The organism is Pseudomonas sp. GW821-FHT12A04 (assembly GCF_058807755.1).
In genome coordinates, this window is record NZ_JBXAQZ010000007.1 from 142,550 (window position 1) to 161,059 (window position 18,510).

The 18,510-nt window shown below is 57.3% G+C and carries 16 protein-coding genes and 2 pseudogenes; 9 read left to right on the forward strand and 9 right to left on the reverse strand.

Features of this window, described 5'->3' with window-relative positions; genetic code table 11:
* The first annotated feature begins 56 nt into the window (after positions 1-56).
* Entirely contained in the window at positions 57-1,505 is a 1,449-nt protein-coding gene (locus tag AC1RS8_RS13095; protein ID WP_057715311.1) for an amidase family protein, read from the forward strand.
* Between the two features lie 117 nt (positions 1,506-1,622).
* Here the strand turns inward: AC1RS8_RS13095 and AC1RS8_RS13100 are convergent, their stop codons facing one another.
* The 3 genes and pseudogenes from AC1RS8_RS13100 to AC1RS8_RS13110 form a co-directional block, all read right to left on the reverse strand.
* Positions 1,623-2,564 carry a GlxA family transcriptional regulator gene (locus AC1RS8_RS13100; protein ID WP_057715310.1) on the reverse strand — a complete coding sequence of 314 codons (942 nt, stop codon included), beginning with the start codon at positions 2,562-2,564 and terminating at the stop codon, positions 1,623-1,625.
* 227 nt (positions 2,565-2,791) lie between these two features.
* Positions 2,792-2,923, reverse strand: a pseudogene (locus AC1RS8_RS13105) (IS30 family transposase); the annotation flags it as partial.
* Between the two features lie 322 nt (positions 2,924-3,245).
* Positions 3,246-4,082, reverse strand: a pseudogene (locus AC1RS8_RS13110) (patatin-like phospholipase family protein); the annotation flags it as partial.
* Between the two features lie 367 nt (positions 4,083-4,449).
* On the opposite strand from AC1RS8_RS13110, the gene AC1RS8_RS13115 reads away from it, so the two are divergent.
* The 3 genes from AC1RS8_RS13115 to dsdC all read left to right on the forward strand — a co-directional run bounded on the left by AC1RS8_RS13115 (position 4,450) and on the right by dsdC (position 8,316).
* Entirely contained in the window at positions 4,450-5,790 is a 1,341-nt protein-coding gene (locus tag AC1RS8_RS13115) for a GntT/GntP/DsdX family permease (protein ID WP_057715308.1), read from the forward strand.
* A 43-nt stretch (positions 5,791-5,833) separates the two neighbouring features.
* A complete protein-coding gene (gene dsdA / locus AC1RS8_RS13120) occupies positions 5,834-7,186 on the forward strand; it encodes a D-serine ammonia-lyase (RefSeq protein WP_489340419.1) in 1,353 nt (450 codons plus the stop codon).
* 161 nt (positions 7,187-7,347) lie between these two features.
* The gene (gene dsdC / locus AC1RS8_RS13125) at positions 7,348-8,316 is read left to right on the forward strand and encodes a DNA-binding transcriptional regulator DsdC (RefSeq protein ID WP_489340420.1); all 969 of its coding nucleotides are present in this window, start codon (positions 7,348-7,350) and stop codon (positions 8,314-8,316) included.
* An 8-nt stretch (positions 8,317-8,324) separates the two neighbouring features.
* On the opposite strand, the gene AC1RS8_RS13130 is transcribed toward dsdC, so the two are convergent.
* Positions 8,325-8,942, reverse strand: coding sequence for a LysE family translocator (locus AC1RS8_RS13130; RefSeq protein ID WP_218498425.1), 618 nt, complete (start codon positions 8,940-8,942; stop codon positions 8,325-8,327).
* Between the two features lie 184 nt (positions 8,943-9,126).
* Between AC1RS8_RS13130 and AC1RS8_RS13135 the strand changes: the two genes are divergently transcribed.
* Positions 9,127-9,579: an Lrp/AsnC family transcriptional regulator gene (locus AC1RS8_RS13135; RefSeq protein ID WP_090457843.1), complete on the forward strand. Its 453-nt coding sequence runs from the start codon at positions 9,127-9,129 to the stop codon at positions 9,577-9,579.
* A gap of 174 nt (positions 9,580-9,753) precedes the next feature.
* Here the strand turns inward: AC1RS8_RS13135 and AC1RS8_RS13140 are convergent, their stop codons facing one another.
* Positions 9,754-10,209 carry a VOC family protein gene (locus AC1RS8_RS13140; RefSeq protein WP_057715305.1) on the reverse strand — a complete coding sequence of 152 codons (456 nt, stop codon included), beginning with the start codon at positions 10,207-10,209 and terminating at the stop codon, positions 9,754-9,756.
* Positions 10,210-10,395: 186 nt separating this feature from the next.
* Between AC1RS8_RS13140 and arsN2 the strand changes: the two genes are divergently transcribed.
* From arsN2 to AC1RS8_RS13155, 3 genes are all read left to right on the forward strand, one after another.
* Positions 10,396-10,845: an arsenic resistance N-acetyltransferase ArsN2 gene (gene arsN2, locus AC1RS8_RS13145; RefSeq protein ID WP_090454895.1), complete on the forward strand. Its 450-nt coding sequence runs from the start codon at positions 10,396-10,398 to the stop codon at positions 10,843-10,845.
* 150 nt (positions 10,846-10,995) lie between these two features.
* The gene (locus tag AC1RS8_RS13150; protein ID WP_090454896.1) at positions 10,996-11,769 is read left to right on the forward strand and encodes a ParA family protein; all 774 of its coding nucleotides are present in this window, start codon (positions 10,996-10,998) and stop codon (positions 11,767-11,769) included.
* 149 nt (positions 11,770-11,918) lie between these two features.
* Positions 11,919-12,134 (forward strand): hypothetical protein, encoded by a 216-nt coding sequence (locus AC1RS8_RS13155; protein WP_057715303.1) that lies wholly within the window; start codon positions 11,919-11,921, stop codon positions 12,132-12,134.
* A 201-nt stretch (positions 12,135-12,335) separates the two neighbouring features.
* Here AC1RS8_RS13155 and puuE read toward each other — a convergent pair whose 3' ends face one another.
* Complete coding sequence (puuE, locus tag AC1RS8_RS13160) at positions 12,336-13,229, reverse strand: allantoinase PuuE (protein WP_057715302.1); 894 nt, start codon at positions 13,227-13,229, stop codon at positions 12,336-12,338.
* The gene (locus AC1RS8_RS13165; protein WP_090454897.1) at positions 13,229-14,101 is read right to left on the reverse strand and encodes a GNAT family N-acetyltransferase; all 873 of its coding nucleotides are present in this window, start codon (positions 14,099-14,101) and stop codon (positions 13,229-13,231) included. Before AC1RS8_RS13165 ends, puuE begins: the two co-directional genes overlap by 1 nt.
* Before the next feature lie 422 nt (positions 14,102-14,523).
* Here AC1RS8_RS13165 and AC1RS8_RS13170 point away from each other — a divergent pair, with 422 nt between their 5' ends.
* Entirely contained in the window at positions 14,524-16,389 is a 1,866-nt protein-coding gene (locus AC1RS8_RS13170; RefSeq protein WP_489340421.1) for an ABC transporter ATP-binding protein, read from the forward strand.
* Positions 16,390-16,508: 119 nt separating this feature from the next.
* Here the strand turns inward: AC1RS8_RS13170 and AC1RS8_RS13175 are convergent, their stop codons facing one another.
* Both AC1RS8_RS13175 and AC1RS8_RS13180 read right to left on the reverse strand, forming a co-directional pair.
* Entirely contained in the window at positions 16,509-16,940 is a 432-nt protein-coding gene (locus AC1RS8_RS13175; RefSeq protein WP_489340422.1) for a bleomycin resistance protein, read from the reverse strand.
* Between the two features lie 160 nt (positions 16,941-17,100).
* Positions 17,101-18,453, reverse strand: a complete 1,353-nt coding sequence (locus tag AC1RS8_RS13180; protein WP_057715298.1) for an SLC13 family permease — start codon at positions 18,451-18,453, stop codon at positions 17,101-17,103.
* Positions 18,454-18,510: the final 57 nt, after the last annotated feature.

Sequence of the window (18,510 nt, forward strand, 5' to 3'; positions counted from 1 at the left end):
ATTCAAGTCATGACGGGAGCATCCCTCGTCTCAACCCAACCTACCGTGAGGTTTATATGCTTAAGGGCGATGACACTGGAATATCACCTGACAGGTTCAGCGAACTTGGTGTTGCTGCTGCGGCTGCCGCCATACGTAGAGGCGACATTTCATCAGAATCCTATACTGCGGCGCTACTTCGGCGAGCTCACACTTTCTCTGACCTGGGCGCCTTTATCACGATCGACGAAGCCGCAGTACTTGCCGCGGCGAGAGCCTGTGATACCGCTCGCGCTACTGGTTCTACCGCCCCGTTGTTGGGCGTTCCGGTTGCGGTCAAGGACAGTTATCTAACGCAAGGTTTACGGACAACACTCGGCATCCGCAGTTTGGAGAACTTTGTGCCAGCTCGAGATGCAGAGGTCGTTAGAGCGATCAAGGATGCCGGGGGCATAGTGTTCGGCAAGAACAATCTTGTGGAAATGTCATATGGTTTGACCGGACATAACAGCCACTTCGGCCAGGCGAAAAATCCGCACAATCCTGAACACGTGACCGGAGGCTCTTCGAGTGGCGCGGGAGCATCGGTAGGCGCTCAGATCGTGCCCGCGGCTCTCGGCGGTGACACCGTGGGTTCTATCCGCGTGCCAGCGTCGTTCTGTGGTGTAGTGGGGTTCAAGCCCAGCCCGGGGCGGTGGTCTGGTGATGGGATTGCTCCCATCTCCCATACGCTCGATACAGCGGGTGTATTCGCGCGCACCGTCGAGGATTGCGCACTGATCGACCAGGTCGTCACGAAGACCACATCTACCGTTCATGGTGACTGGACGGGTCTTAGAGGAATCCGGCTAGCCTATGCTCCTCGGCAACATCTTGAGCGTATCAATCATGAAGTTGAGGAGCACTTCAAAGAGACGATTCGTCGGCTGTGTGACGCTGGTGCGGAAGTTGTCGAAGTAGACCTTGGTGAAGATTTTTTCGCCATGACCGAAAGGTCGACGTGGAGTATTTTCTTCCATGAGACGATGGAGTCGGTCGCAGGCTTCCTTCGCAAGAATCGGATACCGAGCTCATTTGAAGATATTTACAATGAATTGAAGCCTGGCTTGAAAGATGCTTGGGGCCATCTTGTATTGCCGAGTGGCGCTGGATTCATTTCCCATGAGACATATCAAACCGCGCTTGATCATGATCGTCCGGAAATCCAGCGCCGATTTAACATGGCATTTTCCAGCAGTGGGGCTCAGGCGCTCATCATGCCAACTACACCCTGTCCTGCACCAACGATTGAGCAACAGACGAAGTTCACCATCGCAGGGCAGGAGGTCGACGACCTGGCTCTCGCGAGGCATACCGTCGCTGGGAGCATCGCAGGGTTGCCGGGCATTAGCATTCCGATGGGAATGTCCAGCAACGGACTTCCTATCGGTCTGGAAATAGACGGCAAGAATGGTGACGACCGAAAGCTCCTTGAACTTGCTCGTCGCGTGGAGGCGGCAGTAGGAGCGGTAGCGCGCTCCGTCTGAACGATAGGGCATGTATCAATTGTGTAACCGTGGTTAACGGAGATACGTCTAGTCATGGCCCGGACTTAACTGGTCCGGGTCGCAAAATTTAATTCAATCCCATAGTGATCAGCATTCCTAAACTTCCGCCAATCGCGCATTGCGTCGCAGAACCTGCGGGGGCTGCCCGAATGCACGCAAGAATGCTCGGCGCATTCGCTCTGTATCGATAAAACCGGTTTCGGAGGCGACTTCGTCTATTGAATGACGGCTTTGCTCTACCATTACCCTCGCTGCCTCTAAACGAAGGTGTTGGACTGCTTTGGCGGGCGATTGTCCGGTTTCGGCTCGAAACGCTCGACTGAACTGCCTTGGGCTCAGATGGGCTGCCATTGCCAGTTCTTCTACTGTAAGTGGGGCGCGCAGGTTCTGGCGGGCGTGTGCCAATGCACGTTGGATGCGATCGGACTTGGCGTCTAACTCCAACAGCGCCGAGTGCTGAGACTGTCCGCCGGCACGTCGATGATAGACGACCAAGTCTTGGGCAACCCTACGGGACAGTTCCGGGCCAAAATCCTTCTCGATCATGCCAAGCGCCAAGTCTATGCTGGCGCTCATCCCGGCGGAGGTCCAGATAGGTCCGTCGATGATGAAAATTCGATCGTCCTCTACATGTGCTTTCGGAAACTGTTTCTGAAGATCGCGCGCATGAAACCAGTGCGTGGTGACTCGTCGACCATCGAGCAATCCTGCTTCACCAAGTATAAAGGCCCCCGTGCAGACCGATGCAGTGCGCCGTGTGGACTCGGATGCCTTACGCAGTTGCGTTATCAAGTCAGACGGAGAGGGTGCCGGATGCATCGAGCCAGTGACGATCAGCGTATCAACCTTGCTGCTCGACAGCGGACTCGTTTCAACAGGGGCACCAAACGAGTTGGGAACAGCGCCACCGCTCTCCGAGAGGAGTCGGATGCCATACAACGGCTCATTCGCCGTGCCGTTAGCGAGTTCGAACGCGGAAACTGCTGCCAATCCCATGATTTGGAAGCCGTGCGGCAAAACAAAGCCAATCGTGATCATAGGACAAACCTCTGTGGCCTGACATGAGCTATACGGGTATTTCAAGCCATGGTCAATCACCTTGCATCCCACTCGGCTCCTGAGAAAATGCCGGTCGATTCCCTTGTTATTCAAAGGTCACGAAGGCGGGCTGTAATGTGAAGGTCGGGGTCTATAAGGAATAGATCGGCGGTAGGGGCATTCGCGCTGCCAGGTGGAGTTTTGGTTTCTGGCCATTGGCTGTGGACTCAACCGATCGACGCAACAGATTGGCTCAATCTTTCAGCGGGTGTTTCGTAGTTCAGAGTTTTCCGAGGGCGGTGATTTATGCCACGGATAGCCCTTCGCGCTGAGTTGAAAGGCGTAATCGAATAAACGCTTCATGTACTCGCCATCGAATTTCTGATTGCGCGGAAAGTAAAAGTCGGAGCCAATGTACGCAAGATTGAAATCCGCTCCATCCTGCTGCGCCATACGGTAAATTCGCTCCAGGTCGCTGATCCCCTGAGTTTGAATCAATGCACTGATGGCTCGACCGCCGATGCTCAATGTACGGCGTTTCGTCCCGGACCACTGCGGCTCCAGTGTCCCATTACGAATGACATAGAAATGCCGTTCGAGTCGCAAAGGTGCTCCGGTGGCTCTGTTCAGCGCCATCTTTGTGCCAGGTGGGTAAAGGAACACCTGAGTGATTACCCCACCGTCCACGTGCATTTCCTGAAACTGTTTGCCGTCAACGTCTACATCGATCATGACGGGTGAGACGGCGCCGGGAATACTCATCGACGCGATCATGATGTTGCGGAAGAGGTCGAGCGCTCCCGGTGCTTCGCTTGCGGCAATAGTGCCCATGTTCCAAGTGACTGGCCGCCCTGAATCAAGGTCGGTTGTGCCGATCAGCAGGATTCGCCCTTTGGCGTATTCCGACGCAATCGCCGCAAGAATTTCCGCGGTGATGTACTTTGTGATGAGCCGCGACAGTGGTTTGCTGTCCGCTATACCGTCGCTGGCAAGACGGGTCAGCACGTTTCGCGAATGAAAAACGTCTTTTGGACCGATGGCGTTGGCGATATACCGAATGACTTCGTCGTACCCGGATCCCAGGTAAGCGAACGGGGCGACCAGGGCGCCCGCGCTAATGCCCGTGACGACCTTGAACATGGGTCGAGTCCCATGCGTGGTCCACCCCGTAATGAGTCCTGCTGCGAATGTGCCTGCGTCACCGCCTCCCGAAACTGCCAGCATATTTGCCAGCGGCAGGATGTTGTTCGGTTTCCCTGCCTTGGCGAGAGCCTCGCTCTCGCGTTTGTTGCCCTCAGTTGCATCCTGAATGAACAGAGTCAGGTCGTGGTCCAACCAATAGCGAGCATTGGGAATGCCAGGGATGACCGCTTTTTCCGTTAACGTTTGCGGCACAGCATCACGGCGTGGCAAGCCCCCTTGCAGGAACATGTTCAGCGTCGAGGCGCCAGGTCTGAGCGCGAATGGTTTCAAAACGCCTCCTCCGGCCCCTGCAGTCGACAGCAAGCGCGCGCTCATCGTACTCGAGAAAGTCCTTACCCATGGTGCCCGAGATGTCTGCACTCCAGCCGACTGCGACACATCATTCGAACGCCAGCCAGCTCATTTTGCGCTCCTTGACATGATAAAAAAACTCATTGGCCCCGTGCTTCAGGTTCACTTGGCCTGCGAGGCTTGCTTCCAGGCTTTGATAGCCTCCAGTCCCTTGTAGATATGGCTCGAACTTTCATCACTTCACGCCATGCACTCACCATAGATGACCTCATGTCATCCATCCCTTGAAAATCCATCCTTTGTCAGGTCCCTGTGTTGCGCTCTCTAATGCCGAAAAGCTGAGTGACCAAGATCACTTGTTTCAACAATAAAAGCTCTTTCAGGAGATTGTATGCACAGTGGTCCCACTCTATTGGTGGTGTTGTTTTCCGCCATCATTCTGATCGTTTTTCTAATCGTCAAAGTGCGTGTCCACGCATTCCTGGCCTTGACCGCAGCGAGCTTTGTGGTGGGCATCGGTTCCGGCATGCCACTGGCGCAAATGGCCTCTTCCTATGAAAAAGGTGTCGGTGGAACACTCGGATTCCTGGCAACGATCATTGGCCTTGGCGGCATACTCGGCAAGATGCTGGAAGAATCCGGTGGCGCGGAGCGCATTGCCCAGACGCTATTGAGCACCCTGGGTAAAGAGCGTGCCTCATGGGCCATGATGCTAGTAGGGTTTATCGCGGGCATCCCGGTGTTCTTCGAGGTTGGATTCGTTCTGCTGATTCCCCTGATCTATGTGGTCGCCAAAGAGACCCGGATCAACCTTCTATACCTGGGCGTGCCCTTGGCCGTGTCGCTGATGGCGGTTCATTGCATGTTGCCCCCGCACCCTGCCGCGATGGCCATCACCGGGCTGCTGGGCGCCGATGTCGGCAAGGTCATTGTGTATGGCCTCATTATCGCGCTGCCTACCGCCATCATCGCCGGGCCGCTGTGGATCAAGCTGGTCTGCAAGAGTGAAGCGCCCGACACTCAAGAAGCTTTTCTGGACGAACATTGCGTTGACAGCGCGACCCGGGACTTGCCAGGCCTTGGCTTGACACTGCTGACCATCCTGCTGCCACTGCTGCTGATGGTCGGTAAAAGTTTTGCGGCCGGACTGCCCCATGACTCCGGGCTCTTCAGCATCGTTTCGTTCCTGGGCACGCCGCTGATAGCACTGTCCATTGCTGTGGTGTTCGCTTACTGGGCGCTGGGTTTGCGCCGCGGCTTATCAATGCCTGACTTGCTCGCGCACACTCAGAAGAGCTTTCCTCCGCTGGCCAGCATTCTGCTGATCATCGGTGCCGGTGGGGCATTCAACGGCATCCTGGTCGACAGCGGCGTGGGTAACGCGCTGTCCGGTTCGTTGACGCAATTGAATATGAATCCCATCGTCCTGGCGTGGTTGGTGGCAGGGCTGATGCACTTCGCCGTCGGTTCAGCGACGGTGGCAATGATCAGCGCCGCCGGCATGGTGATGCCGATGCTGAGCGCTCATCCCACCGTGAGTAAGGAAATTATCTGCATTGCCATCGGTGCCGGCGCCATTGGCTGGACCCATGTGACGGACTCGGCCTTCTGGGTGGTCAAGGAGTACCTGGGAGTCTCGCTCGCCGAAGCGTTGAAGAAATTCACCTCGGCCACCGTACTGGCTTCATTGATCGCGCTGGGGCTGACCCTGCTGCTGTCGCAATTCGTTTGATTCAACCCGTATTTTCCGCCTGATTGTTTAAAGGGAACACGCCATGATTTTGGGCAAGACACTTGAAAGCTGGTACGCCAGTTATCCTTTGATTCGCGATCTGGTCGCGCTGCAAGAAACCACTTGGTTCAACTCTGCCGTGGCCCCGGTCGCGGAATCGATTGGCGATGTGGGGTTGACGGCCGCAGACGTCGCCGATGCCAGCGCGCGACTGACGCGTTTTGCTTCTTACCTGCGGCGCGCGTTTCCGGAGACGGAGTGCAGTGGCGGCATTATCGAATCGGACACTCTGCCCGTACCACACCTGCAGCAATTGCTCGGCGAGCGCTACGGTCAGGCGTTGCAAGGGGCGCTGTGGCTCAAGCGGGACAGCCATCTGCCGATTTCGGGCTCCATCAAGGCGCGTGGTGGTATCTATGAAGTGCTCAAGCATGCCGAAGACCTGGCGTTGGCCGCGAATCTGCTGACGCTTGATGACGACTACGCGGTGCTGGACAGCGATAAGGCGCGTGCCTTTTTCGGCCAATACAAAATAGCCGTTGGCTCGACCGGCAACCTTGGCATGTCCATCGGCATCATGGGGGCGGCATTGGGTTTCCAGGTTACCGTGCATATGTCGGCGGATGCGCGGCAATGGAAGAAAGACAAGTTACGTTCACACGGCGTTACCGTTATTGAGTACTCCTCCGATTACAGCGTGGCCGTCTCGCAAGGCCGTCAACAAGCGGAGTCCGATCCTGCCTGCCATTTTGTGGACGATGAAAACTCGGTCAACCTGTTCCTGGGCTACTCGGTGGCTGCCGAGCGCCTGAAAAAGCAATTGGCAGCGGCTGGCATCACCGTGGATGCGCAACATCCATTGTTTGTTTATCTGCCCTGTGGGGTGGGTGGCGCGCCTGGCGGTGTGGCCTTCGGCCTGAAGCTAGCCTTCGGCGACGCTGTCCATTGCATCTTCGCCGAGCCCACACACTCGCCATGCATGATGCTGGGCGTCTATACCGGCCTGCACGACGAAGTGAGCGTGCAAGACTTCGGCATTGACAACGTGACGGCTGCGGACGGCCTGGCCGTCGGACGCGCTTCAGGTTTTGTCGGCAAGGCCATGCAGCGCTTGCTTGATGGTTTCTACACGGTCAGCGACGAGGAAATGTACAGTTTGCTGGCACTGATGGAGCGCAGCGAAGGTGTGCGCCTCGAGCCATCCGCGCTCGCCGGCGTGCCCGGCATTGCCAGAGTCCAGGCCGACCAGCAGGGCTACCTGGCTCGCGCGCGCCTGGACCGTCAGGCCATGGTGCAAGCCACCCATCTGGTTTGGGCAACGGGCGGCAATATGGTGCCTTGCGACGAGATGGAAGCTTATCTGGCCAAGGGCCGTGAATTGCTCGCCAAAGGTTAATCTGGTCTGAATGGACCCGAATTGCCTGGACTCGACAGAGTTCTCGCTGATTTAAGCCTAAACCGAATGTGGCAAGATCAACGTCTTGCCACATCCGTTACGTTTGCCCGCTGGAAATGCGTACAACGCAAGGCGGCTTTTGGGTTTGAGGGAAAACTGTCGTGCTCAACCTTCCTCCACGTATCAGCTCCAGGCTCAACAGCAGCCAGTTCGCGAACCTTCACACCTTTTTGGTTGCCGCTCGTCATCTGAGCTTCGCCCGTGCGGCAGAGGAGCTGTGTTTGACCGCAAGCGCCGTGAGCCACCGTATAAGTCGTCTGGAAACCGCCTTATCCATGAAGCTGTTCCAGCGCCTGACCCGGCAGGTCAGCCTGACCGACGAAGGCGAGCGTATCTTCGAAATACTCCAGAATGCGATGGGAGAATTATCCGAGGCACTCGAGCAATCGACACAGGCGGAAATTGCCGGCTCGATCGCGCTCTATGTCAGGCCTTCCATTGCCCAATGCTGGCTGGTTCCCAGGCTGGCGGATTTTATCGAGCGATATCCCTTGGTGTCATTGGACCTGCGGGTAGGCAATGACAATGTCGACTTTCGAACCCGTAAAATCGACTTGGCCCTGTACTACGCCAATGGCGAGTTTCCCGGGTTGACGAGCCATCGGTTGATGCGCGAGCGGCTGGCCCCGGTGTGTAGTCCCGAGTATGCGCGACGCCACCGCCTGGAGGAGAACCCGGACAACTTAAGGAACTGCACAATCTTGCATGACTCCCTGGCGTGGGATCATGCGGCCTATGATGCCGAGTGGACGCTTTGGGCAGAGCAACACAACATGCTCGCGGCACTTCCCAAACGTAGCTTGACCTTCGATCGCTCTGATTTATGTGTGACCGCATCCATGAACCACGCCGGCATTGCGATTGGCCGTCAGCAGCTTGTGCAGAAGCGGGTTGATCGCGGCGAGCTCGTCCTGCCGCTCGCTGAGTTCAGCCGCTCAGGCCACTACGATTACTATCTGGTTCACCCGTCGCTCGGCACTATCCCCAAGCGATTGCTGGTTTTCATGAACTGGCTACGAGAATGCGCACATCAATCATCACCTCTGGATGAGAGCGACGACCTGTCCTGATGAGGCAATCAAGCCGGCATCTGTTCGGTAAACAGCGTCACGGCGATGATGATCATGATCGCTCCGGAGAAACGACTGACCCACTGAGCGGCGGCTGGGCGTGCCTTTAGAACAACCTGTGAGCCAAAACCGACCAGGAGATAAATAACGCCACAACTGACGGTGTGGACAAGCCCGAGCGCAATCATCTGCGTCGGTACAGGCCAGGGGGCAGTGGCATCGGCAAACTGGGGCAAGAGCGCCAGGAACAGCAGGAACACTTTCGGATTCAAGCCGCTGACGCAAAGCCCCTTGAGCGCCCAGCGCAACCATGAGCCTGACGCCTGAACTTCATCGGTGTGGGGTGTGGAGGGACGGGTGAGCATGTTGATGCCCAACCAAAGCAGGTAACCCGCCCCGGCCATCGTCAGCACTGACATGACCCCAGGATGGTTGGCGACCAGGGTGCCGACACCAGCGGCTACCACCAATGTGGCAATCAGGTGGCCGGACAGCAGTCCGCCCACAGCCGGTATGACGACGCGATGCTTCAGGCCAGCGGATATCGCGTAGGCCCAATCCGCTCCGGGCGTAACGACGAACAGAAACGACACCGCCCAGAAGGCAACAAAGACACTGAAGGTCATGGCGTCACCCACGCCCGTTTATCAATCATCGCGTTATTCATCATCCCGCCTCTCATAGGCCGCCCCTCTTGTTTCCTGAAGAGGAGTACGGCTGTTAATGGATGGGGGAAGATTAATGAAATATTGTTAGAATTAACTTTCAAAGGTGGTCGTATTTTCGTCGCAATGAGGGAGATTATTCTACGTGGACAGAACTGACCGGAAGATTCTTGCCGAGCTGCAAAAGGATGGCCGTCTTTCGGTCACTGAACTTGCCGAACGCGTCGGCTTGAGCCTTTCACCCTGTCATCGGCGAGTGCGGGCACTGGAGGACTCCGGTGTATTGCTGGGCTACCGTGCGCAGCTTGATCCCGGTGCACTGGGCCTGAATTTTTCCGCGATGGTATTTGCCACGCTCCGCGAGGGTGACCGGCAAGCCGTCGAGGCGTTCGAGGCGGCGCTCATTGAAATACCTCAGGTGGTCGATGCCCAAAGGTTGTTTGGGGAGCCGGACTACCTGCTGCACGTCATTGCCCAGGACTTGCCCGCCTTTCAAAGGCTTTACGATGAGAGCCTCTCGACATTGCCTAATGTGCAACGGCTCACCTCGACCCTGGTCATGAAGCGGGTCATTCAAGACAGACCGCTACCTTTGTGATCGGCGCGGCACATCTTCTGTTTATTTCAGGATTTTGTGGGAGGGGAGGCTGCTTCTGACCGGTTCTGTTGAAAAAGTGGTTCCCCTGTCTGTCAGTACAGGTGCTTCTCGGGCATGCGAAAAATGGGTATGACCGTTGAATCCACAGCAAGCAGACGTTTATCGCCGCATCACTCAGGCAAATGCAGCTTCTACAAATGCCTCTAGCGCCTTGTCTTCCAGGATTTCGATAGAGAAGTGCCCGAAGCGCTTGGGCAACCAGATAATGCGTGTCCCGGACGGGGATTGCAGGTTCGCGCGGGCCAATGGCTTTCCGTTTTCGTCTTCTGGCTGAACACCGGCGACCATCAGTTCGTCATAGGCCTTCTCGATGTCCGGCGTCGAATAGCAGTGGCGATAAATCATCCCTTCACCCGAGGAGTCCAATAGCTCCCTCAGGTTCCCGGCCAACGGCTGTACTAACATGAAACGCTCTTGACCGATCAGCGCAATCGCGTAGCGCACGTGCAGACCACCTCGCTCCCAGACGAGCGTTTTGGAGATCCTGGCGTTCAGTATCTGTACGTAGTAAGCACAGGCTTCGTCGAGATTCTTGACCAATACATCGATGTGACTGAACTTCAGTTCCATTGCATGCCTCCTGCCGACCCTGCGTCCTATTGACCTTGGATGAGAAATGGGTACCGATCTTGAGAGTGCTCAATCACAGACCGAGGTCAGCATGCCATTAACCGCTCTCTTGCGTTGCAGTGATCTTGTCGACACCGGTAATTACTACCGTGAAACTCAGTGAGTCAGAAGCAAGGGTGGGTGACAATGCAGGCAAGAAAAGTAGGGCCGAGTGATCTGGATCATTTGTGTAAGTCATTAAGCCAGGCAGGGCTGCCCTTCAGTGATGTCAGTGAACCAGATCGACAGTTTTACCGGTTCGAAGTGGATGGGGAGTGGGTGGCTTATGGGGGGCTCGAGGGTGCGGGTTCCGATCTGTTGCTTCGCTCAATAGTCGTTTGTGAGACGCATCGTGGAGAGGGGCTGGGTAAAGCGGTGTTGTCTGAACTGGAACGCTATGCGGTCTCTCAAGGCGCAGTCCGATTGCACCTGTTGACTCAAGGCGCTGCTGGTTTTTTCTCTGCCAATGGATACGAACTGCTTGGCAGGGACGAGGCGCCTGCGGCTATCACCCAGACAGTTCAATTCAAGCATTTGTGCCCTGCATCGGCGAAGTATCTGCGCAAGTTGCTTAACGGTCCCCCTTGTACTGATTAGTCATTGATGTGCATCAGCACTCCGAGTGATTGAAGCTGGCCTGATGGACGGGCTGTCGTAAAACTGTAATGTTGCGGTCATAGAATTGAAATGACTACTTAGATTTTCCTTCAGTTGGCCTTAGGCCACTTTCATGGATGAGCAAGCCCGATGCGTCGTGTCGTATTCAATCAGAAAGGTGGTGTTGGAAAATCCAGCATTGCCTGCAATCTTGCCGCTGTAAGTGCTGCCGAAGGTTACCGAACGCTGCTGGTTGACCTCGATCCCCAGGCAAACTCGACTCACTACCTCACGGGACTACTCAACGAGCGCATTCCCGCAGGCATAGCCGATTTCTTCAAACAGACACTGTCCAGCGGCTTCGAAGGCAGAAGGAATCGAGTGGCCATAACCGAGACCCTTTACGACAACCTTCACCTGGTGGCTGCCAGCCCTGAACTCTCAGACATTCAGGCAAAACTTGAGAGCAAGTTCAAGATCAACAAGCTACGCAAGTTATTGGTTGAGCTGTCCGGGGATTATGAACGCATCTATATCGACACACCTGCGTCGCTGAATTTCTACACATTCAGTGCACTGGTGGCTGCCGATCGAATACTGATTCCATTCGATTGCGACAGCTTTTCTCGTCAGGCGCTGTATCGCGTTCTCGCGCAGGTAGAAGATCTACGTTGTGATCACAACGAATCACTGGAAGTGGAAGGGGTGGTGGTTAACCAGTTCACTGAGCGCACTGGCATGCACCAAGGTCTCATTGATGAGCTGTTGGCAGAGGGGTTACCTCTGCTACCGGTTTACCTGAGCAGCTCCGTCAAGATGCGTGAATCTCACGAAGTTTCAGTCCCTCTCGTCCATTTGGCTCCTCGCCACAGGCTTTCGCTGGAGTTTGTTGGCTTGCTGGATGCCCTGGAGCGGGCCGCTTAGCTTCATCACTGATGGATTGAAGCGTAATCGCCCCCCGGCTAGCGTCGACTCAGCCGGAGTCGGCGATTCAGAACCCGTTCGTGCAGCTGAAACACTGGCGAAACATTCCAGCCTTATGATTCGCGTCACTGAAACCTGGGGGGTTGGAGATGAATCGGCCATCAAGAAGCATGCGCAAACTGCTCGACTCCGTCGCAACCAATAATGAGGTAGCGGCGCTTGATGTGATGCGCGCAGCAGAACAGCTCCAGGACGAGGTGCTTCGTCAGCGGTTGCTCAACATGATTCACCAGCTCAACCGCGATGCCAATGACTTGCGGATGGCGCGCGACGATATCCAGGGCGGCACCATAAAGCTCGCATGAGCAGTCATCTCTTCTGGATTCAGCCGGTGGATCCCGCCACCACCGCAGCGAAGTTGTTCATTGTGGATTAGCGGATTGAGGTGTTGAACCGCATAGCGCGCCCACCCGATTTGTTTGTAGCCAGCACGGTCGCGTACTGGGGGTCGAAACATATTGCCGCATCATTGAGCGTGGCTCAGGCCGTCCCGAGCCACTTATCACTCAGGCGGGGAATTGGGCAATCCAGTGCCTGGCAATCTCTTCACGCCTACAGATCCACACCGCGTCGTGGCCTTGCACGTAATCCAGAAAACGCGCCAGCGCCATCGCACGACCAGGATGGCCACTGATCCGCCCATGCAGGCCGACGCTCATCATCTTCGGGTGGTGCGCGCCCTCCTGCCACAGCAGGTCGAAAGCATCCTTGAGCAGCCGGAAGAAGTCTTCACCGCAGGCGAAACCATTCGCCAGCAGATAGCGGGCGTCGTTGTTGACCAGCGTGTAAGGGATCACCAGGTGGGCGGGCGAGCCCGGGAGCCAATAGGGCAGGTCATCGTTGTAAGCGTCCGAGCTATAGAGAAACCCACCTTCCTCACGCAACAGGCGGCGGGTGTTCTGGCTGACCCTTCCTGTGTACCAACCTGTGGGGCGTTTACCGCAGATCTGCTCGATCACGTCGAGGGTGAGGCGGATATGGCGCCGCTCCTGGTCTTCAGGCATGTCGCGATAGTCCAGCCAACGGTAGCCATGCCCGGCAATCTCATGTCCGGCAGCGCAGAGCGCATGGCCAATCGCCGGGGTGAGTTCCAGTGCCCGGCCGACGGCGAACGCGGTCAGCGGCAAGCCTCGGGCGCTGAACAGCTCCAGAATGCGCCACACACCTGCGCGCGATCCGTATTCGTACATGCCCTCTACGCTCAAGTCCGGTTCCCCCACACGCGGCGGACGGCCCGGTAGCTCGTGAAGCCAGGCCTCCGACTGTGCATCGCCATTGAGGATGCATGACTCCGCGCCCTCTTCGATGTTGAGTACGAACTGGACCGCGACGCGCGCCTCACCGGGCCAGCGCGGGTGGGGTGGGCAGCCGCCATAACCGATGAGGTCGCGAGCGGACATCAGCCCAGCTCGAAAGTCGTGACGCCGAACACACGTTCGTGCGCGATCGCCGGAGGAGGGCCGAGGTACATGCGTGCGCAGCCGAAAACTTCGATCATGCCCTGTTGGTGCACGAGCGCCATCGCGGCGGGGTTATTCTGCGGGGCATCGAGAAACAGCGGGCCACCTTGCGCAAATTCCGCCAGGCGCGCGTAGAGGGCATTGGCTGCCAGGGCGTCATCGGCGAACAAGGGGCCGATCTTGCAGCCTTCCCGGCAGCGCCTGACTACGCCATAGCCGCTTAGCCTGCCGTCGCGCCGGCAACCCACGGCGAGTGCATCGGCTTGGGCTATCCACCCGCTCAGGAAGGTTGCGCGCGCGGCGGGGAAGCAGGTGCGGTCGTAATCGACAACCTGATCGAGCGGGAAAGTGGCCAGCGGGACGATGTCCTGGTCGTCTATTTGCGAGGTCGCCGGGCGTTCGGTGATCTCGGCACGAAAACGCATGTTGCGATGGGAGAAGACGAAACCACCCTTGGCGTAGTAGTCCTGCATCGCGAAGACGCCGTCCATGCCGATGCTCGCGCCTGGGCGCAGGCGGGCGAGGAGTCGCTCGCGGCGTGCGTGCCAGAGGGTATTGCCCAGACCTTGACCGCGATATTCAGGCCGGACGATGAAAAAGCCCATGAAACCGAATTCGCCATCGTAGGAGGTGATGGCACCGCCGCCGATCAATTCGCCGCCCCGGGACGCCGCGATGAAGGCGGCAGGGTCCGTCGCCCAGAACAGCTCGGCATCGTGAAGACCGGGATTCCAACCCTCACGGGCAGCCCAATCGACGAGCTCGTCCAGCTCGGGACGGGCCATGTTGCGTATGGCCAGCTGATTCGACACCGCGAAGTTCTCCTCAGTCGCTAATCGAGCGTGTGGTCCATCCCCACTCTGAACCCTTTCGGTATAGCTTCAACCCGAGTTTTGATCCAGTTCGTCACGTCATCTGCAGAATATGTTCGGTCCCATTGAATTGTCCTGAGCGCGAGGCCCGGTTGTTTTCTGCTGCGGAAACCATGGTCGACTGTTTTCAACCGAGTCGGCCGAAAGCGGTCCTTGGATGAACGTCCGGTCTTGGCCGGTTCCCTTCGATACCGGCCGATCTATCCCTGCCGACCGGGTCTCTGGCAACGTTTGATAGCCCGCACCCGGCAACCCAATCCTGGGAGCGACCTGCCAACAGCGCCACACCTCAACTTCGCAAAACCCTCAAAGCAACCGTTCAATGGCAGAATCCCCTCAACTTGATCGTTTTGGAGAACACCATGCTTCGTGCGTTTGAACGAAGGCTCGACCCCTTTCCTCCTGACGAGGTACCACCGCCACCCGATGGCCTGGCTCGCTTTCTGTGGGCCTGTACGCGGGGCGCCCGCGGTTACATCCTTGCACTTGCGCTACTAAGTGCCGGTGTGTCGATTTACGAAGCCTGGCTGTTTTCCTTCCTCGGGCAGGTCGTGGACCTGCTCTCGACCTGGCAGGCAGGCGGTGAAGCGGCTGCGCAGGAAAGTCGCGTGTTGTGGGGCATGGGCATCGTAATGGTGACCAGTGTCGGGCTGGTGGCGTTGCGCACCATGGTGCAGCACCAGATATTGGCGATTAACTTGCCGTTGCGGCTGCGCTGGGACTTCCATCGCCTGATGCTGCGACAAAGCCTTTCTTTTTTTTCCGATGAGTTTTCCGGCCGAGTCACTACCAAGGTGATGCAGACTGCGCTAGCGGTGCGCGACGTGCTATTCACCCTTATCGAGATCGCACCCGGGATCGGGGTGTATTTCATTGCGATCATCGCACTGGCCGGTGGCTTCGCTTTGAAACTGATGCTGCCTTTCGTTGCCTGGGTCGTGTTGTTCGGCCTGGCCATGCTGTACTTCGTGCCCCGTCTGGGGAAAGTCGGGCAGGAACAGGCTAATGCGCGGTCGATGATGACCGGGCGTATCTCTGACGCCTACACGAACATCACTACGGTGAAGCTGTTCTCCCACTCCAATCGTGAAGCGCACTTCGCGCGCGCAGCAATGGAGGACTTCAAGCACACCGGCTTTCGCCAGATGCGCCTGGTAAGCCAGTTCGAAATCGTCAACCAGGCATTGGTGGTGGCGTTGATCATGGCAGCGGGTGGTTATGCCCTGTGGCTATGGCACCAGGGTGAGGTCGGCGCAGGTGCCGTGGCGGCAATCACCGCCATGGCGTTGCGTATCAATGGCATGTCGAACTGGATCATGTGGCAAATGACCTCGCTGTTCGAGAGCATCGGCACCGTGCAGGATGGCATGGCAACGCTGACCCAGGGCACCAAGGTGCAGGACGCGCCGGGTGCCGGCGTGCTGGTGACCTCCGGCGGCGCGGTAACCTTCGATAAGGTGAGCTTCAATTACAATGGTGAACGCCAGGTGCTCGATGGCCTGAGCCTGAGCATCCGCCCGGGCGAAAAAATCGGCTTGGTTGGCCGCTCTGGCGCCGGCAAGTCCACGCTTATCAACTTGCTGCTGCGTTTCTATGACGTCGACAGCGGGGAGATTCGCATCGACGGCCAAAACATCGCGCAAGTGACGCAAGACAGCCTGCGCGGCTGCATCGGTATGGTCACGCAGGATACCTCCCTGCTGCACCGTTCCATTCGCGACAACATCGCCTACGGCCGTCCCGATGCGACCGATGCGCAAATCCGCAGCGCCGCGGCCAATGCCCAGGCCGATGAATTCATAAGCCAATTGAGCGACCGGCAAGGCCATACCGGCTACGACACCCTTGTGGGGGAGCGGGGCATCAAGCTGTCGGGCGGCCAGCGCCAACGCGTCGCGATTGCCCGGGTGATGCTCAAGAACGCCCCGATCCTGCTTCTTGACGAGGCCACCAGCGCGCTGGACTCGGAAGTCGAAGTGGCCATTCAGGAAAGCCTCGATGAAATGATGCAGGGCAAGACGGTGATCGCCATCGCCCATCGGCTGTCCACGATTGCAGCCATGGATCGGCTCATCGTCATGGATGACGGACGCATCATCGAACAGGGCACCCACACCGAATTGCTCGGGAAGAATGGCGTCTATGCGCGGCTTTGGCAGCATCAAAGCGGCGGGTTCCTGGGGGAGGATAAGGGCGTGGTAGAAGAAGAGGCTATGGATCAGGCGTGAGTGTGAAGGGTACGCAGCAGGGGGAGGGGCGCCGACTGGCCGATAGCTGCCTGACGCGATGGGCAGCTACCGACCGGTTGAATCCACAACCCAAAGCTGACGGTCGGCTTGGCTCAGATTCAGATTGAGCAAGCCGGTCTCTCACCCAACCGCTCTACCAACCTTACGAGATAACCGTCGGGATCCTGGACGATGAATTCGCGCTGGCCTACTTCTACATTGTCCGCCCGATACCAGGTGTCTTTGCATTCTCGATAGAGAGGGAATCCAACCTGATCAAGTTTTTGGATGATGGGTGCGACAGCCTCAACATCAATCTGCAGGTTGATGCCTCTTCCAAACGGCTTAGTCAACGGCGCAGTCAGCCATTGACCCGCGTCCGAATCAATCTGTTCAAGCATTACTTGAGCACCATTCAAATCAAGGTATGCAAATCCATCCTCCGGGCGTTGATAAGCTACTTTGAACTCCAGGCAAGAAACCCAAAAAGCCAGGCTGCTATCCAGGTTGCTCACCATTAACTCCGGAACCAGTTTGTTACGTTCGAACATGAGATGACTTCCATTTCAAAAGGCTCATTTTTGCGGGCGGGCAGGTTCTGCACTTATGGCTTCGATTCTTCCTTTCCGAAAATCGTGCAGGAATTTACCCCTTGTGGCAGGTGACGGAAAAATTGAGTCCATCAGGCTGATCAGGGCCTGACCCGAAAGCTCAGAGCACCCCGGGCACCACCAGGGTCAACCAGGCAACACAGGGTCCCACCAGGGCAACCACCGCGCTATAGATCAGCAGACTGCGCAACACTTTTTCTCGCTCCAGCGGGGGGGTATTGGCAACCACCAGCGCACCATTGGTGGAGAACGGGCTGGTGTCGACGATGGTGGTGGAAATGGCGATAGCCGCGACCACGCCGACCGCACTGATGTGGCCCTGGCTCAAGAATGGCACGGCCAGGGGAATGATCACCCCTAGCAACGCCGTGGACGAAGCGAAGGACGAGATAATTGCGGCAGTGAAGCACAGCAGCAAAGCGACCAGCAGCGGTTCACCCAAGCCGGAGATGCCATGGGCGACATAGTCGATGGTACCGATGGTCTGCATCACTCCGATGTAGGTGATGATCCCGGTGATCAGCAGAACAGTCGACCAACTGACCTTGTCAATGGCCGCCTTCTGCGCCTTAGGTGCGAACATGGCCAGGACTACCGCGACCGTCATGGCCACCAACCCGATATTGAACTTGAACACTAATGCCGAGATCGCCAGGGCCAACAGCCCGACCAGCGTCGACAGCTTGGCCCCGTCCAAGCCGCTGAGGGTATGTAGCGGCGCACCGGCACCCGTCAGGTCAGTACGATGATAAGCAGGGGACGCCGGCGTACCACCGTGGCCAAGAATGGCCAGCGATGCGCCGGCAGCATGCAATTCGGGACCGGACGGGACCACCACCAATGACAGGCGAGCGCTACGTAAACCACCGAAGACTACGAATACCACCATGGCAATCCCCAGGTTGAACAGCAGGCTGGCGATGAACAGAGTGAACGGTGCATAAGGCAGCCCGGAGGACGCAACGATCTGATTGGTTATGCCACCGAAAATACTCACAGGGGAAAAACTGCCGCCTTGAGCGCCGTGAATCACCATCAGTCCCATGAGCACGGGGTTGATGCGGTACTGCACGGCGAAGTTGAGAGCAATAGGCGCGAGGATGGCTGCCACCGCAGGGCTCAGCGCACCGAAACCGGTGAGCAGCGCCGCCACCACGAACATCACCCAGGGTATCCAGGCGACATGGCCACGCACCATCAACACTGCCCGTTCGATCAGCCAGTCGATGGTGCCGTTGTTCTGGGCGATGCCGAATAAATAGGTGACACCGACCAAAGTCAGGAACAGGTCACTGGGAAAGCCGGCGAAGATGGTCGCCGGTGTCATGTCCATTATCACCGAACCGACGATAAAGACCGCCGCGAACGCCAGCGCGCCCATATTGATGGGCAACACGCTGGCGATGCCGAAAATGACCACTAGCACTAAAATCGACAGAATTTCATTATTCATTTCAATCTGACTCCCCGCATTCGGACGGTCCCGCAGGTACCGTCCTTGTTGTTATTG

Excerpts from the sequence above, each read along its gene's own strand:
- AC1RS8_RS13115 (WP_057715308.1), top strand. The coding sequence starts at position 4,450 with ATGCACAGTGGTCCCACTCTATTGGTGGTGTTGTTTTCCGCCATCATT.
- AC1RS8_RS13140 (WP_057715305.1), bottom strand. The coding sequence starts at position 10,209 with ATGGAACTGAAGTTCAGTCACATCGATGTATTGGTCAAGAATCTCGAC.
- AC1RS8_RS13130 (WP_218498425.1), bottom strand. The coding sequence starts at position 8,942 with ATGACCTTCAGTGTCTTTGTTGCCTTCTGGGCGGTGTCGTTTCTGTTC.
- arsN2 (WP_090454895.1), top strand. The coding sequence starts at position 10,396 with ATGCAGGCAAGAAAAGTAGGGCCGAGTGATCTGGATCATTTGTGTAAG.
- puuE (WP_057715302.1), bottom strand. The coding sequence starts at position 13,229 with ATGTCCGCTCGCGACCTCATCGGTTATGGCGGCTGCCCACCCCACCCG.
- dsdA (WP_489340419.1), top strand. The coding sequence starts at position 5,834 with ATGATTTTGGGCAAGACACTTGAAAGCTGGTACGCCAGTTATCCTTTG.
- AC1RS8_RS13100 (WP_057715310.1), bottom strand. The coding sequence starts at position 2,564 with ATGATCACGATTGGCTTTGTTTTGCCGCACGGCTTCCAAATCATGGGA.
- AC1RS8_RS13180 (WP_057715298.1), bottom strand. The coding sequence starts at position 18,453 with ATGAATAATGAAATTCTGTCGATTTTAGTGCTAGTGGTCATTTTCGGC.
- AC1RS8_RS13170 (WP_489340421.1), top strand. The coding sequence starts at position 14,524 with ATGCTTCGTGCGTTTGAACGAAGGCTCGACCCCTTTCCTCCTGACGAG.
- AC1RS8_RS13155 (WP_057715303.1), top strand. The coding sequence starts at position 11,919 with ATGAATCGGCCATCAAGAAGCATGCGCAAACTGCTCGACTCCGTCGCA.
- AC1RS8_RS13150 (WP_090454896.1), top strand. The coding sequence starts at position 10,996 with ATGCGTCGTGTCGTATTCAATCAGAAAGGTGGTGTTGGAAAATCCAGC.
- AC1RS8_RS13095 (WP_057715311.1), top strand. The coding sequence starts at position 57 with ATGCTTAAGGGCGATGACACTGGAATATCACCTGACAGGTTCAGCGAA.
- AC1RS8_RS13175 (WP_489340422.1), bottom strand. The coding sequence starts at position 16,940 with ATGTTCGAACGTAACAAACTGGTTCCGGAGTTAATGGTGAGCAACCTG.